The sequence below is a fragment of the Paenibacillus anaericanus genome (assembly GCF_003994475.1).
Lineage (GTDB): Bacteria > Bacillota > Bacilli > Paenibacillales > Paenibacillaceae > Fontibacillus > Fontibacillus anaericanus.
Genome location: NZ_RZNY01000008.1, coordinates 155,142 through 169,426, shown reverse-complemented (window position 1 = coordinate 169,426; position 14,285 = coordinate 155,142). Strand labels below are relative to the sequence as shown.

Below are 14,285 nucleotides of genomic sequence, written 5' to 3'. Positions count from 1 at the left end.
ATTCCTGACGTTTAAGCGGCTTAAGCGACCAAAGGGAACAGGTCGTCAGACTTAGCTGGTTGAATGTATCGCCTGAATAATCTTCCCTGAAAATGCTTCTTAGCGATCAAGGGCGAATGCCCGCAGTAGGAATGCTGTGTTATATCAAGCGTTTTTCATAGTACACAATTGTCATCTTTTCGTTAATTTCTTTTATTTCCCCTGTCTTCTGATAACCTAACTTTTCATAGAGATAACAATTACCCTGCTCTTGAAGTATTGTATCCAACTCCCAAACAACTGCGTCGTTATAAATATCCTCAATCATCGAAAAAACTTTTTTCGCAAAGCCTTTTCTCTGGTGTTCAGGCAGAATAAATACTGGGCTAACGCGGAAAGTACTATTTTCTTTTCTCACAATTCTAATTGCCCCAACGGGAACATTGGAATTTATAATATAGTAATCTGTAACCGACTGTTTTAATCTATCTATAATTCGTTCCACAGTTTCGTTAGCAGGACTGGTTTCATAATCTTGATACTTATTTAACAACGGCATGAATGCTTTAATCTGCATCTCGTGAATCATAGAAGCTTCATTAAGCCCTGCTTTAAATAAGGAGAGTACCATTGTTTTACTCCTTCCGAATACACACATCCTAATGGTTGTAGTTTTTCGATTCCAGCAATTGCGTATAACGTTCAGGTATTCACGAAACACCCCAGCCTTAGATAGCTCATATCTTAGGCTGGGGTGTTTGTTGACTGAGCATTCTTCCACGATTATACATCTGACAACCAAAGGGCAATAGCCCTGAAGCGTGAATACGGTGTTATGTGATGTACCATGACTTCCTGAGTCTCTCATAATGTATTTGATTTTAGTTCATTATATATCTCATCAGTTCCTTCTTTTATTTTTTTCATGGAGGGGCCATATCCCCCTTGAGAAATTAAGATATCTTCACTTATTGTGTTTTTAATGTACTTTATTTGAATCCATTCTGTATTGTAATATTCTATAAATGGACTTGAGTGCCTATATCTAGTTATCTCTTCAATCTGATCAAATTCAATTTTTATATGTAAATCGTTATTTAAATTAATATATTCCTTAAGTAATCCTCTTTTTGGTTGTAATGATGTAAATATAATTTCATGTTCATTTATTGATAAATTACCTTTTGAATAAAAGACGACTGGGACTTGATCAAACATAATCCTTACTTTTGATATATATGATTTCTTTATGAGCTTTTTATCTTTTGATTTAGTTAATTCAATAAATGTGTTTAAGTGATCAATTGAACTCAACCAAATGTTATTAAATTCTACCATTCTGCACCTCTTTGATTTAATATTTTTTATCTCATGGTATTTCGCCTAACGTTGATGTGTTCACGATGTCCAAAAATCTTAAGCCCGAAGGGCGGCGTGATGCGGTTAAGTGGGTGGATGTGTCCGGCTGAATTACTTACAGTTGCAGAGCTGCACCTGCCGAATCCACTTCCTTACTCCTGCCATACCTAGGGCCAAATGGCCCGAAGCGTGAACATGGTGTTATCCGATGCCCCTTCTTCTTCGAGTTATACTTATAATGCTTGAATGTTAATAATTAAATTTCAATTGTTCCTTCTAACCAACCTTTAATAAATTCATTAAGTGATGAACTTAATATTTCTCTGCTTTCATCTTCATGATTCCAAACGCAGATCTCTTCCATATCAGAATCTCCATCTGTAATTGAGAATGCAAATTGATCCCCATTACCGGCGTCTGAGAAAAGTAGAAAATCATTGAATGTTTCACGTTCTTCTAAGTATTCAATTCGAATATTTTTGTTTTCTTCAAGTATCCGTTCAACTGGCCATATAACATCGCATTCGAATTCATCATGAACACCATCACTCTCTAATAGAAGATTTTTAAGTGATTGTGGGAACTGTACTTTAAGTTCAATTTCTACTGAATTTATTGATTTAATTGATGCTGGTTGATTGAAAGTCAATTCGTGATTTATCCTTCTTAGAAATTCTATCCACGTATTAATTCCTCCTTAAAGTTATGAAAAGGTTATGATACGCTCTCAAGGGGTTTCAGATAACATTGTCATGTTCACGAACCCTCACCGACTTAAATAGCTCTTATCATAGTCATTGCAGGGTTGTCTGCTGCTTCTACTTACCCGAAACGCCTCGACAGACCGAGAGCGTCAGCTCGATGCGTTAATGGGGTGTTGTTGCCCTCATTGATTATTCTCATAAAGTTTTTATTCATTTTCTCTATTCATTCTTTTAAGGTTGTCCTGTTTAAATAACTTTTGAATTCTAATGATTTCATCACTAAAGCAACCCCACGCTAATAAAAAAAAACCAATTATCATCATTATCATCGAGTTATTTATAGCTGATTTTCCACCTGTAGCTTCCAAAGCAGTTCCTAATCTGCCAGGAGGGGTTGACCATCCTCCTAATTCAGATGCATAATGAGCAGCTGGAATATAAACTCCTAAATACAAGATGATTCCACAACATAAGAGAATTCCACCAGTTATGATTTTTTTCAATGGTTTTTCAGCTCCTCATGTTTTAATGTTTCAAAAGATTGCAATAATTTCACATAACTTGTTGTATTCACGAACCCAAGAGGCTTAAGGCAGCATAGGTACCAGGTCGAAGACTTACCTCGCAGTTATTTCCTTTAGAGCTTAGGCTTCACATTATTAATCAATAATTAACGAATACATAATTTCTTTTGCTGTTGGTATCCATTCAGTCATTTCGCTTTCAGTGCAATTAAAGTTGACTAGTAACAATCGATTATTCATCTCCGCTAAGAAAATTAGATTATATACTTGTGTATCAATTGCAGGTGTCAATAATTCAAGATAGCCGACCTTTTTATTATTGATTTCCACCATTTTACTCTCATACCATGTTGCTGATGGATAAAGATTCTCAAACATGCTTTTCATATTTTTTAAGTAATCCTTTAATTCCTTATCTGTTAATTCAGTTGAAGTATAATTAAATGCAACATTTACCGAACCCTCATTATTAGTATATATAGGTGAAGGCCTATTTCCATTTGGATATTTCAGTTCAGCCATCTCATCTGTCATAATTTCAAAGTCTCTTGGAATATTTATCTTCATTTCATTTGGAAAAAGTTCAACTTGTTGTAGTTCAAACTTTCCTTTGGGGATCTCCGAGGAAGCCGTAATATCCGGCTTAGAACATGTTGTAATTAAAATTAGACAAATAACTGATAAGGCTAAAATATGTTTCACAAAACTCACTCCTTAGTGTTGGATTAAATTATTCTGAGCCAATTTCATAAATTGTTCTTCTATTCTTGAGGCCCCACCACCATAAACCCTTAGGCATCTCTACAATTACATCGCCATTCTCAGTACAATCCAGCGCGACATATTGACCTGATGAATATACATTCGCTGCCACCCTTCCATTCACCTTCCAATTTATAGGATATAAACCTATTAATTTAGACAAAAAAAGACACCTTCTCAGGTGTCATCACTCTACTCAATATACATCCGCTTCCAACCTATTTTTCCTTTTACTCGACCTTCCCGCCCTCAACCACAAGTTCATCCGTATAACCTTCGCCATAGACTTCATTTAGTGTTTCTTTATAAGCCTGGTGAATAAATTGTTCTTTACCTAGCGTATCAAGTTCTGAGTTTAGCCAATCTAGCAACTCTTTGTTCCCCTTGGCTACTGCCGGTGCGATAGTATCTTGACCTCCGAAAGCAGGGATGCTGACCGTGAATCCTGGGTTGGATTTGGCCCAAGCGATGAGTTCTGTATTATCATTCGCGATTGCTGCTCCGCGTCCGTCTTTGAGGGCAGCGAATATTTCAGTATACTGGTCAAATTTGAGTAGTTCGATGTCAGGATATTCTTTGGTAAAATAGGTCTCTGCTGTTGTTCCTTTAGCTACTATTAGCTTTTGGCCTTTTTCTTTTAACTGGTCGATCGAAGTAATTGGAGCACTATCGGGCGAGACGATCCCAAAAGACAACTTCATGTAGGGATTCGCAAAATCCACTTTTTCTTTTCTTTCATCGGTTACTGTGAAGTTAGCCATGATAATATCCACCTTATTTGATTCCAGGTAGGCCACGCGGCTAGCTGCATCTACTAATACGAATTCGACCTTTGATTCATCGCCAAGCAGATCCTTCGCAAATCTCTTCGCAATATATACGTCAAATCCTTGGTTCTTACCCTCAGAATCCACGTAACCAAATGGTGGTTTGTCTGCAAATACCCCAATCTTGATCTTACCATTCTTTTTAAATTGCTCAATCGAAGTGAATTTGGAACTGGAACCCGCACCGCAAGCCGTTAGACCCACTAATAATAAACTAACTGCCATAATCAAGGTTACGACTCTTAAACTTTTCTTCATCTCTCTCATCTCCTATTTCTATCTTTTTTTAATATTGAAATATATCCAGAAAGTGCTGCGCACGCTCTGTCGCTGGTGCTGTGAAAAATTGCTGGGCGGTCGCAATCTCACAGATTTTACCTTGATCAATAAATACGATACGATCCCCTACTGACTTCGCGAAACCCATTTCATGAGTTACGATGATCATCGTCATTCCCTGATTAGCCAATCCCAGTATCACATCAAGCACTTCACGCACCATCTCAGGGTCAAGCGATGCCGTTACTTCATCAAATAGAATGATGTCTGGATTCATACATAGAGCTCTTACAATGGCAATTCTCTGCTTCTGTCCTCCGGACAATTGCCGTGGATAAGCATCTTTACGGTCAAGCAACCCGACCCGGTCCAATAACTGCTCAGCCTGCTGAAGCGCTTCGTTCTTATCTCTTTTTTGCACCTGTAGCGGTCCAAGTAGAATGTTATCGATCACCGTCATATGTGGAAATAAATCATAATTCTGAAATACCATTCCGATATGTTGCCTTACTTCAGGCCAATCTACATTTCCTTCAGCTAGATTCTGACCGCGATATTGTATGACTCCTCCCTGCACCGATTCTAATCCGTTAAGACATCGCAAGAACGTGCTTTTGCCACAGCCTGAAGGACCAAGAATGACGATCACTTCTCCCTTACCCACCTGTAAATCGATCCCATTCAGGACTATTCTATCTCCGAAACTCTTCTGTAATTGCTGAACTTCCAGCAATATCTCCTTCGAATCTGTCATGACAAACGTCCCTTTCTTATGTCAATTTTGCCATTTGCGCTCATATCGCTTAGAAAGCCTAGATAATGGATAGCATACGAGAAAATATAGAATAAAAATGAAGCCGTATACCCAAAAGGATGCCGTAGGCGCTTTGATTACACCAAGTTCAATAATCTGTTGGCCAATCTTTACCACTTCAATAACCCCAATTAACACGACAAGTGATGTTGTCTTTATCATGCGTGTTGCCAGATTGATAGAGCCCGGAAGCATTCTACGTAGTGCCTGTGGAATCAGAATATAACGATAAATCTGCCCATTGCTGAGTCCTAGTGCTTTACTGGATTCGATCTGATGCTTCGGCATAGATTCGAGCGCCCCACGTACGATATCTCCAATCTCGGCAGCCCCCCATAAGCTGAACACGAGTATCGAGGTCACCTCCCCGCTAATGTTGATATCAAGCAGAGGTGTAAACCCGAAGTAAACGACGTAAAGCCAGACCAGAATCGGAATAATCCGAAATACCTCCAGATACAGCCGCAAGATAAACTTTAACAGCTTGGAATCCAACGTCCGCAGCAGTCCCATAAAGACACCTAGGATCGTTCCTATAACAATTGAAATGAATGAAATCTCTATCGTTACGAGCAAACCTCCCAGTAAACGCTCCATATTGGAACCTTCAAACAGTACCTCAATCCCCAAATTCTGCATATCTTACCTTCCTTTCTACCCATGTCAGTACTAACGACAAAGGCAAGATTAGAACTAGATAGGCCAGAACGAGTAAAGTCAAAGATTCCGCTGTTTTGTAATGCATACCAATCAAATCTTTAGCCACATTCATTAAATCCATTAGAGCAATGGCACCCACAATTGAAGTCTCTTTTAATAAGAAAATAGCGTTAGCTCCCAATGAAGGAATACTAATTGCAAGCGCCTGTGGGAGAATAACATGTCTTGCAAGCTGAACTTTAGACAATCCAATGCTAAGACCCGATTCAATCTGCGACTTGCTTACAGCCTCAATCCCACTTCGGAAAGCTTCTGTCATGTAACTGCCACCCAGAAACGTCAAGCCAACAATCGCACAAGTCATCTCACTCATATGGAGACCGATTTTCGGAAGACCATAATACAGAAAGAAAAGCTGAACTAACAAAGGCGTATTCCTCGAAAGCTCAATATATGCGACAATAACACCACTGACAACTGAAACCTTGTAGTACAAAATGACGCTAAACAGCAATCCGATAATTAATGAAAAAAGAATTCCCCAGAAAGCAAGCTTCACTGTCAGCCACATGGCATCACCGTAGAGTGGCAAGCTTTCCACAATAAACTCCCAGTCTAAATTCATAAGCACAACCCTTTACCTTCTTGTTGATCTTGCGAGTTCACTTCAAAACATTGTATTCCGAGTACTTAACTCGATATTTATGTTATTGAGTTAGATATTATACAACTCTTACACATCCCGATATGATTTTATTCACATTATCCCAACCGAATAACTATGATTTTAAATTGAGTTCTCTACTGAAGCTGAAATCCATCCACTTTTAATAAAAATGTAGACACAAAAAAACAACAGATGCAGTCCATCGCATCTGTTGTTCGATATTTTTAAAACACTCTAACTTAACGTACTATTTAAACTGCCTGCTCATCTTAGACTGTTTTACTACGAACCTCGAAGATCGCAAATTTCAAATAATGCCCTTCATCGACACCAAGGATTTGGGGATGATCCTTACCAGCCGCCCGCCACTCAATGAGACGAAGGATTTTACCTGCATCAGCAGCAGCTTCCTGGATGCTTTGTAGAAATAAATCAGGTCTCATATGGTATGAACAGCTAGCTGTAACTAAATATCCACCCTCGTTAACAAGCTTCATCCCGTGCAGGTTAATATCTTTGTATCCTCTGCTAGCGCCTTTAACCGCACTTTTCGTTTTGGCAAAAGCCGGAGGATCGAGAATAACAACATCCCAAGTACGTCCACCACCAGCAGTTAGAGCCACGGAAGTATCGACTTTTCCATCCTGAGCTGCACGTGCTTGACGCTCATTCAATCCCTTAACCTGACTGCGAAGATATTCAAATGCATCTGCTACAACAAATTCTACCCGATCTTCAAAACCATTCAGCTCCACATTTTGTTTCGCACTCTCGATAGCATGCTCTGAAATATCCAGACAGGTCACTTTCTTAGCGCCATATTGGCATGCGTGAAGTGTGAAACTTCCCGTATGCGAGAAACATTCCAGCACCGTAGCTCCGTCCCAGTATGGAAACGTCACTTCTTTACCTTTTTGGTTAACGGGTACTAATCGTGTTCCTTCACCTTCCACTGACAACTCTTGCATCGTAATACCGCTGCGTTCACCCCAGCCTGTCATTAACGGCTTGATTGAAGCCCGATTCTCGCGTTGATCGAAGAAATATCCTGTTTTCTGACCCTGCTCAATATCGACTTTAACTTTCAAACCGTTCTCCGAGATTGTAACGTAACGCGGAGGATTGCCGTAAAGAGGTCCTTTGACTAATTCCAATCCTTCCATTTCACGAACAGACACGTCGCTACGCTCATAAATTCCAACAGGCTGAAGCACCTCAACGAGTGCTTGTACTATGATATCGCGGCATTGGTCCATCGCTAGTGTCAGTAGTTGCACGACCAATACGTCTCCAAAGCGATCCACTGTCAGTCCCGGTAGAAAATCTGCTTCGCCATAGACAAACCGGTAGGCATCCTCTTTCACAAACCGTTCCCGGTGCTTAAGGCAATCACGGAATCTAGCCACAAAGAAGTCAACATCCATTTGTTCAAGCGGAGCGTACGATACTACGCGAACCGTTATTTGCGAGGCAGGATTGTAATATCCTGTCGCCAGGTATCTCCGCCGATGATCCAGAACTTCTACTAAACTGCCGGGAGTAGGTTCTCCCTCAACATTTTCAATCTCATTGCGGAATATCCAAGGATGTCCCTGTTCCAACCGTTTTCTACGGCTACGTTGTAATATAATTGATCCCACAATTGTTCACTCCTAAAAGTTTTGTTAAGCGTTGCTTCAATAAATAAGGTTCGTACAAAACTACCCCGTAAGCATACGTTTCAGCTTGAATTTGCATGGAAGCCTGTCATTAGGCATACATATATTTAACTTGTACATTTTTAATTAAGGAGGGTTGCCATAGTGTTTCGTGAAATCATAGTTCCCGTAACATTTGGACTTGCCCTGTTTCTCTTCGGTATGAAAATCATGGAGACCGCCCTGCAAGCTTGGGCCGGACCGAAACTGATCAAGCTGTTGCATGCCTCCACACGAACTCCTTGGACTGGGCTTCTCACCAGTACAGGTGTGACTGCGGTTCTCCAAAGCAGCACGGCCATGACAGTGATGACGATCGGCCTTGTCAACGCAGGTCTGCTGTCCTATGCCCAGAGTCTTGGCATCATTCTCGGTGGTAATATTGGCACTTGTCTAACTACCGAGCTCATTGCTCTGGACATTTCAGGTCTTGGCATTCCGTTGTTCCTTCTGTCCTTGCTGCTATGGGCAACCGCGGTCATGGGGGAAGAACTACTCCCTATAAAGAGTGGCCGCCTGTATAATCTTCTTCGTCCCGTTCAATTGGGCTCTTTGGCAACGGGCGGCTTTAGCCTCATAATGATTGCAATCAGATGGATGCAATCGATCGGGCCCGCACTAGAGGCTCGTGGCATTATTGGCTGGCTGCTCGGCCATGCAGCAGACAGCCTGCTCTGGGGAGCCGCCGCCGGAGCGATTCTGACGGCGCTTGTACACAGTAGCGCCGCCGTTATTGCCATGACAATGGGACTCGTCGGAACCGGAGTTCTTCCGATTGAACTAGGAATTGCCATGGTCATCGGCTCCAACGTGGGCACCTGCCTAACAGCATGGATCGCATCCATCGGTGGAACGAAGTCCGGTAAGTTTGTCGCCTGGTCACATATCATACTCAATGTACTTGGAGCCCTGCTGTTCCTGCCGTTTATTCCTTTACTGCAAACAGCCGCCGCATGGCTCTCCTCAGATCCCTCTACTCAAATTGCTCATACACAGACGATCTTCAATGTAACCTGTTCATTGCTAGCACTACCCGTCTGCTACTTACCACTTTGGTCTAGAATGGGAAACTCACAAATGGATCACATGAGCACAATCCCACCCACAACGCATTAAATTTCTGCTAGGAAGAAGTAGATTATAATTCAACACCAAGTAACTTCAAAGCTTTTTCCAAAATAAAATCATTATTATCATACCCTGATTTCAGTTGCTTCTCCCAAGCTTCCTTAGGCTCGTACCAAGCAACTCCACGAATCTCTTCGATTTGAGGACGTAATTCGCCGCCTTTACTCTCAACAAGGTAATAATGAACTTCCTTATCTACTTCACCATGAACAGTATGATTGTAAGTATAAGCTATAATATCAATTGGTTTGTCGATTACCCCAACAACCCCGGTTTCTTCCAAAATTTCACGAAGCGCTGTTTCTTCAATCGTTTCTCCGTTTTCCATCTTTCCTTTGGCAAACGAGATCTTGCCATAACGATCCGTAATGAGTTGAATTTGCAGTTGATCGGCTTCGTAGCGATAGACGACGCCTCCTGCGGAAATTTCTTTAAATGCCATCTGTGCACTCTCCTCTATATTTGTTCTCATCCCACCCAAACCCTCCCTTACTGTAAGGGAGGGCCCCAAGGGCTAAGCTTAGGCTTCCGAAGTAGTTTTCCTTTGGATACCCGCTTAAGTGACTTTGGAGTGAATGAGGCGCTCCTGCTCGCTGTCCCCTTCGGGGATGCGCTTAGGCGTGGTGGGTGGAACGCTTTTCCCCCTTCGGGTACGTCTTACTTTAGACGCTCCCGGGTTACCAGGTAAACCGGTTGGATAGATCTGCTGCTTTCGTACGCACCCTGGATGACTACGGGGAATGAGCCGCTTGTCGCCCCTGGGGGCACGCTCTACTATGTGGTGCTCCTGCATCTTTACAACAGAAACACCGGAAATTTTGTTGACGCTCTCCTCTTCGAGGATACGCTTGCTCCACATCTTACAACAACAAGGATTTCAGCCCTCTTGGTGGCGAAATCCTTGTTGTTCAATATTAAGCCGTGACGTTAGCCACGTCGTCAAGGACGCGGACTAATTTGCCTTGGCATAGGTTCACTCCCGCCTCAGTCAACTGGACACGGCACAATTTGCCGGTCAGGTTGTCGGGGGCATCGAAGCGAACTTGTAGGTAGTTATCACTGAAGCCAGTTACCCGGCCTTCACCGGAAAGACCCTTTTCATCACGTTCTGGAATGACATCCAGCACTTGACCCACAAAAGTCTCTGCATAGGCAAGTTGCATACGCTCGGATAGATCGATCAATTGATGAACACGTGCATGCTTTACTTCTTCATCCACTTGATCTTCCATACGCGCTGCTGGAGTACCTGTGCGTTGGGAATAAGGGAATACATGCATTTCAGAGAAGCCGATTCGTTTGATCGCCTCATATCCCTCGGCGAACATTTCATCAGTTTCACCAGGGAAACCAACGATGATGTCTGTTGTAATTGCAACATCAGGCATGAATGACCGGATCTTGGCAATCTTTTGTTCGAATTCTTCTATCGTGTACTTCCGTCTCATCCGTTTCAGCACTTCATTGCTACCCGCTTGAAGTGGGATATGGAAGTGGCGACACATTTTAGCGGAACCATTAAGTACCTCAAGCATACGATCATTGATCTGACTAGCTTCGATCGAACTGATTCGTATACGACCCAAGCCTTCTACCTTATCGAGATCCCATAGCAGATCAGATAAGGCATAGTTGTCCAGATCATCACCATAACCGCCTGTATGAATTCCGGTTAGGACGATTTCTTTGTAACCTGCAGCAACTAATTGACGTGCCTGATTTACAACGCTTTGTGGATCACGGCTACGGGATAGACCACGCGACCATGGAATAATACAGAAGGTACAGAAGTTGTTACAACCTTCTTGAATTTTGAGAAACCCCCGTGTGTGATCGGAGAAGTTTGGTACATCCAACTCTTCAAACTCTCGGGTTTTCATTATATTCCGTACCGCATTAATCGGCTGACGTTGCTTCTGAATTTGTTCTACATACGGCATAATTTTCTCGCGATCCTGCGTTCCGATCACGAGATCTACACCCGGGATGTCTAGGATTTCAGCAGGCGAAGTTTGTGCATAACAACCCGTAACAGCGATAATAGCATTCGGATTGCGACGCACTGCGCGCCTAATAATCTGACGGCTCTTCTTGTCCCCAGTATTAGTTACTGTACAAGTATTAATCAAATACACATCAGCCGTCTGCTCGAAATCTACTTGTTCATAGCCTTCATTTTTAAACAGTTGCCAGATGGCTTCTGTATCATAGAAATTGACCTTGCAGCCCAAGGTATAAAATGCAACGGATGGCATCTCATACTCCCCCCATTTCTCCTGATTCATACATGATGCAAGTTAAGGCGGCCATCGCGGCCGTTTCCGTCCGCAACACACGCCGTCCAAGACCAACTGATATCGCACCTGCAGCTTCAGCACTAGTCACTTCAGCCTCAGCAAATCCACCCTCAGGACCCACAACAACAAGTATTTTGTACTTTTCCTGGGATTCTAATTTCATAACAAAAGGACTCAGCACATCCCTCAATTGCTGACCCTGTTCTTTTTCATAACACAAACATACCAAGTCGTATGCAGGAATAGCCGCTAGTAGCTCTTTCCAAGATGCAGGGTTCTCCACGACTGGAATTAAACTACGATGAGCCTGCTCAGCCGCTTCTTTGGCAATTTTGCGCCAACGCGTTGTACGCTTCTCTTCCTTCTTATGATCGTATTGAACCACGGTCCGCTCCGACAGAAAAGGAAGGAATGAAGCCGCACCTATCTCCGTACATTTCTGAATGACCGTTTCCATCTTGTCACCCTTAGGTAAACTCTGAGCCACAGTAACCTGTAGCCACGGCTCGCCCGAGGAACTCATGAGCTCGATTATATCAGCAGTCACTTCCTCTGATTCAATACCTGTAATCTCCACCAACGCAACTTTGGATACCCCATCGCTAACGATGATTTCATCACCCGGTTTTGAGCGCATGACCTTGCTAATATGGCGGACATCCTCACCGATAATTTTCACTGACTGTTCCCCGAAATGTTCAGGTTCAATAAAATAACGTTGCATATGTCATCAATCCTTGTCTCAAATTACCAAAATACATCATACAACTTTTATATTTCGCTTACCAGTACTTCTTCTAAGCCCAATAGTTCTTCTAAGCTCCAAACAACACAAGGAAAAATCTAGCGAAGGACAAATACATCGATCGTGCCGCTTGGTAAAGTGGTGTGATCGTATACCTTTGCAACGGTGGAACGACTATGAGTAACAAGAAGATAAACATGGACCATTGTTCAAACTTCTTAAACGAGCCAAGCATAGACCGTGGCAGCAGATCTTCCAAAATCCGATACCCATCCAGCGGAGGCAATGGAATAAGATTAAATAGGAATAAGAAAAAGTTCATCAAAGTAAATAAACCAAAGAACATTTTGATTGCTTCCAGTAGTTTATCGTTAGTAATCGCATCTATCACGCCAAATTGAACTAACATAACATAGATCAATGTACCGAGTACCCCTAGTACTAGATTACTAAGCGGTCCAGCGACAGAGACGATAACCCCCATCAACCTAGGCTTACTGAAATTGGCCCGATTAACAGGTACCGGTCTTGCCCAACCAAATCCAGCAATCAATAGTAGGATTATTCCCAATAGATCAAAATGAACCGTCGGATTTAGTGTTACCCGGCCAAGCATCTTGGCCGTTGGGTCACCGAACTTATTAGCGAAATAAGCATGGGAGAACTCATGCACTGTAAAAGCAATAACTAAAGTGGTCAAATAGAATGGAAGTTGCTCAATTGGATATCGCAGCAACTGATTTAGAAACTCCATGGAAAATTACCTCTTTCTAGCCACGAAAGCAATCCAGTCTTCTTCACGAGCAGTCTCCTCAATTTCGAAGCCCGCCGCTAGAAGTCCTTCCCTCACGACTTGTTCTTTATTCTTATATATACCGGACGCAATAAAGTATCCTCCCGGTTGTAACGCCTGATAGACATCATCAGGAAACAACAGAATAACTTCTGCCAGTATGTTGGCTACAACCACCCGGACAGGTACTGTAATGCCAAGCTCAAGTCCTACTCCTTTGGTGATAACTGACAGTAAATCACTCTCGACTACCGTAATTTTTTCCTCTAGGTTGTTTAATGTAACATTTTCTCCCGCGATGGTTACTGCAACTGGATCTAAGTCAAGCGCAAGCACACGAGAAGCACCCAATAGACATGCACCGATCGCCAGAATACCCGAACCTGTTCCGACATCGATCACATCATCCCCGTCATGAATAATACCCTCTAGTGCCCGAAGGCAGAGCGTTGTGGTAGGGTGTGTTCCCGTTCCGAAGGCCATACCGGGATCCAGTTCTATGATCTTCTCATCCGCACTCTGAGGCGTATACTCTTCCCAGGTTGGTTTGATGGTCAACTGACTAGATACACGGAGCGGTTTGAAATATTGCTTCCAATTGTTAGCCCAATCATCATCATTAACATCTTTCACTGAAATGATTATGCTACCCGGATCGATATCAAACTCTCGCAATTCCTCGGACCGCTGACTTACTTCCTTAATCACGGCCTCCATATCAATTCCTTCAGGAAAATAGCCGCTAAGCCAGACCTCTCCTTCTGGAATATCATTCGGTGGTATGTCGTAAAATTCTCCAAGGGATGTGTCCCGTGGTTTATTGTTATCAACAGGTTCTTCAATGGTAACGCCTCCTGCACCAGCTTCATGCAGAAAGTTAGAGATCATCTCCATTGCTTGCTCCGTCGTATGTATCTTCATCTCTCTCCAAATCATCTCTTTGTCTTCCTCCTCAGCAATTCTTGCATAAGATCCATTGTACTATAGAATACATGTAGTGACAAAAAAGCCGCGTAGGCGGCTTTTAATGAGATAATGTACACAACATAG

At 42.4% G+C, this 14,285-nt stretch carries 18 protein-coding genes; 1 reads left to right on the top strand and 17 read right to left on the bottom strand.

Annotated elements, in window-relative coordinates; translation table 11 throughout:
• Window positions 1–139 precede the first annotated feature (139 nt).
• The 12 genes from EJP82_RS11970 to EJP82_RS28395 all read right to left on the bottom strand — a co-directional run bounded on the left by EJP82_RS11970 (window position 140) and on the right by EJP82_RS28395 (window position 8,497).
• The gene (locus tag EJP82_RS11970; RefSeq protein ID WP_127192293.1) at window positions 140–610 is read right to left on the bottom strand and encodes a GNAT family N-acetyltransferase; all 471 of its coding nucleotides are present in this window, start codon (window positions 608–610) and stop codon (window positions 140–142) included.
• A gap of 233 nt (window positions 611–843) precedes the next feature.
• Entirely contained in the window at window positions 844–1,317 is a 474-nt protein-coding gene (locus EJP82_RS11965) for a hypothetical protein (RefSeq protein ID WP_127192292.1), read from the bottom strand.
• Between the two features lie 277 nt (window positions 1,318–1,594).
• Window positions 1,595–1,987 carry an SMI1/KNR4 family protein gene (locus tag EJP82_RS11960; RefSeq protein ID WP_170220175.1) on the bottom strand — a complete coding sequence of 131 codons (393 nt, stop codon included), beginning with the start codon at window positions 1,985–1,987 and terminating at the stop codon, window positions 1,595–1,597.
• A gap of 261 nt (window positions 1,988–2,248) precedes the next feature.
• The gene (locus EJP82_RS11955) at window positions 2,249–2,545 is read right to left on the bottom strand and encodes a hypothetical protein (protein ID WP_127192290.1); all 297 of its coding nucleotides are present in this window, start codon (window positions 2,543–2,545) and stop codon (window positions 2,249–2,251) included.
• A 156-nt stretch (window positions 2,546–2,701) separates the two neighbouring features.
• The gene (locus tag EJP82_RS11950) at window positions 2,702–3,268 is read right to left on the bottom strand and encodes a hypothetical protein (protein WP_127192289.1); all 567 of its coding nucleotides are present in this window, start codon (window positions 3,266–3,268) and stop codon (window positions 2,702–2,704) included.
• Window positions 3,269–3,296: 28 nt separating this feature from the next.
• The gene (locus EJP82_RS11945) at window positions 3,297–3,491 is read right to left on the bottom strand and encodes a hypothetical protein (protein ID WP_127192288.1); all 195 of its coding nucleotides are present in this window, start codon (window positions 3,489–3,491) and stop codon (window positions 3,297–3,299) included.
• A gap of 67 nt (window positions 3,492–3,558) precedes the next feature.
• Window positions 3,559–4,413, bottom strand: coding sequence for a cysteine ABC transporter substrate-binding protein (locus tag EJP82_RS11940; RefSeq protein WP_127192287.1), 855 nt, complete (start codon window positions 4,411–4,413; stop codon window positions 3,559–3,561).
• Between the two features lie 28 nt (window positions 4,414–4,441).
• Window positions 4,442–5,188: an amino acid ABC transporter ATP-binding protein gene (locus EJP82_RS11935; RefSeq protein ID WP_127192286.1), complete on the bottom strand. Its 747-nt coding sequence runs from the start codon at window positions 5,186–5,188 to the stop codon at window positions 4,442–4,444.
• 21 nt (window positions 5,189–5,209) lie between these two features.
• The gene (locus EJP82_RS11930) at window positions 5,210–5,887 is read right to left on the bottom strand and encodes an amino acid ABC transporter permease (RefSeq protein WP_127192285.1); all 678 of its coding nucleotides are present in this window, start codon (window positions 5,885–5,887) and stop codon (window positions 5,210–5,212) included.
• Entirely contained in the window at window positions 5,868–6,533 is a 666-nt protein-coding gene (locus EJP82_RS11925) for an amino acid ABC transporter permease (RefSeq protein ID WP_127192284.1), read from the bottom strand. The genes EJP82_RS11930 and EJP82_RS11925 overlap by 20 nt, the downstream gene beginning before the upstream one ends.
• A gap of 311 nt (window positions 6,534–6,844) precedes the next feature.
• Window positions 6,845–8,215 (bottom strand): class I SAM-dependent rRNA methyltransferase, encoded by a 1,371-nt coding sequence (locus tag EJP82_RS11920; RefSeq protein WP_127192283.1) that lies wholly within the window; start codon window positions 8,213–8,215, stop codon window positions 6,845–6,847.
• A gap of 144 nt (window positions 8,216–8,359) precedes the next feature.
• Window positions 8,360–8,497 (bottom strand): hypothetical protein, encoded by a 138-nt coding sequence (locus tag EJP82_RS28395; protein WP_246054072.1) that lies wholly within the window; start codon window positions 8,495–8,497, stop codon window positions 8,360–8,362.
• Between EJP82_RS28395 and EJP82_RS11915 the strand changes: the two genes are divergently transcribed.
• Entirely contained in the window at window positions 8,435–9,388 is a 954-nt protein-coding gene (locus EJP82_RS11915; RefSeq protein WP_246054067.1) for a Na/Pi cotransporter family protein, read from the top strand. The two genes, EJP82_RS28395 and EJP82_RS11915, sit on opposite strands and share 63 nt — an antisense overlap.
• Before the next feature lie 22 nt (window positions 9,389–9,410).
• Here EJP82_RS11915 and EJP82_RS11910 read toward each other — a convergent pair whose 3' ends face one another.
• The 5 genes from EJP82_RS11910 to prmA all read right to left on the bottom strand — a co-directional run bounded on the left by EJP82_RS11910 (window position 9,411) and on the right by prmA (window position 14,171).
• Window positions 9,411–9,842: an NUDIX hydrolase gene (locus EJP82_RS11910; protein WP_127192340.1), complete on the bottom strand. Its 432-nt coding sequence runs from the start codon at window positions 9,840–9,842 to the stop codon at window positions 9,411–9,413.
• A 472-nt stretch (window positions 9,843–10,314) separates the two neighbouring features.
• Window positions 10,315–11,655, bottom strand: a complete 1,341-nt coding sequence (gene mtaB / locus EJP82_RS11905; protein ID WP_127192281.1) for a tRNA (N(6)-L-threonylcarbamoyladenosine(37)-C(2))-methylthiotransferase MtaB — start codon at window positions 11,653–11,655, stop codon at window positions 10,315–10,317.
• Window position 11,656: 1 nt separating this feature from the next.
• Window positions 11,657–12,421: an RsmE family RNA methyltransferase gene (locus EJP82_RS11900; protein ID WP_127192280.1), complete on the bottom strand. Its 765-nt coding sequence runs from the start codon at window positions 12,419–12,421 to the stop codon at window positions 11,657–11,659.
• 91 nt (window positions 12,422–12,512) lie between these two features.
• Complete coding sequence (locus EJP82_RS11895) at window positions 12,513–13,196, bottom strand: site-2 protease family protein (protein ID WP_127192279.1); 684 nt, start codon at window positions 13,194–13,196, stop codon at window positions 12,513–12,515.
• A 6-nt stretch (window positions 13,197–13,202) separates the two neighbouring features.
• The gene (gene prmA, locus EJP82_RS11890; RefSeq protein WP_127192278.1) at window positions 13,203–14,171 is read right to left on the bottom strand and encodes a 50S ribosomal protein L11 methyltransferase; all 969 of its coding nucleotides are present in this window, start codon (window positions 14,169–14,171) and stop codon (window positions 13,203–13,205) included.
• Between the last annotated feature and the right edge of the window lie 114 nt (window positions 14,172–14,285).

What these genes read in the sequence shown, in the direction of transcription:
- EJP82_RS11970 (WP_127192293.1), bottom strand. Translation starts at nt 610, where the DNA reads ATGGTACTCTCCTTATTTAAAGCAGGGCTTAATGAAGCTTCTATGATT.
- EJP82_RS11965 (WP_127192292.1), bottom strand. Translation starts at nt 1,317, where the DNA reads ATGGTAGAATTTAATAACATTTGGTTGAGTTCAATTGATCACTTAAAC.
- EJP82_RS11940 (WP_127192287.1), bottom strand. Translation starts at nt 4,413, where the DNA reads ATGAAGAAAAGTTTAAGAGTCGTAACCTTGATTATGGCAGTTAGTTTA.
- EJP82_RS11935 (WP_127192286.1), bottom strand. Translation starts at nt 5,188, where the DNA reads ATGACAGATTCGAAGGAGATATTGCTGGAAGTTCAGCAATTACAGAAG.
- EJP82_RS11930 (WP_127192285.1), bottom strand. Translation starts at nt 5,887, where the DNA reads ATGCAGAATTTGGGGATTGAGGTACTGTTTGAAGGTTCCAATATGGAG.
- EJP82_RS11925 (WP_127192284.1), bottom strand. Translation starts at nt 6,533, where the DNA reads ATGAATTTAGACTGGGAGTTTATTGTGGAAAGCTTGCCACTCTACGGT.
- EJP82_RS11915 (WP_246054067.1), top strand. Translation starts at nt 8,435, where the DNA reads ATGAAAATCATGGAGACCGCCCTGCAAGCTTGGGCCGGACCGAAACTG.
- EJP82_RS28395 (WP_246054072.1), bottom strand. Translation starts at nt 8,497, where the DNA reads ATGCAACAGCTTGATCAGTTTCGGTCCGGCCCAAGCTTGCAGGGCGGT.
- EJP82_RS11910 (WP_127192340.1), bottom strand. Translation starts at nt 9,842, where the DNA reads ATGGCATTTAAAGAAATTTCCGCAGGAGGCGTCGTCTATCGCTACGAA.
- mtaB (WP_127192281.1), bottom strand. Translation starts at nt 11,655, where the DNA reads ATGCCATCCGTTGCATTTTATACCTTGGGCTGCAAGGTCAATTTCTAT.
- EJP82_RS11900 (WP_127192280.1), bottom strand. Translation starts at nt 12,421, where the DNA reads ATGCAACGTTATTTTATTGAACCTGAACATTTCGGGGAACAGTCAGTG.
- EJP82_RS11895 (WP_127192279.1), bottom strand. Translation starts at nt 13,196, where the DNA reads ATGGAGTTTCTAAATCAGTTGCTGCGATATCCAATTGAGCAACTTCCA.
- prmA (WP_127192278.1), bottom strand. Translation starts at nt 14,171, where the DNA reads ATGATTTGGAGAGAGATGAAGATACATACGACGGAGCAAGCAATGGAG.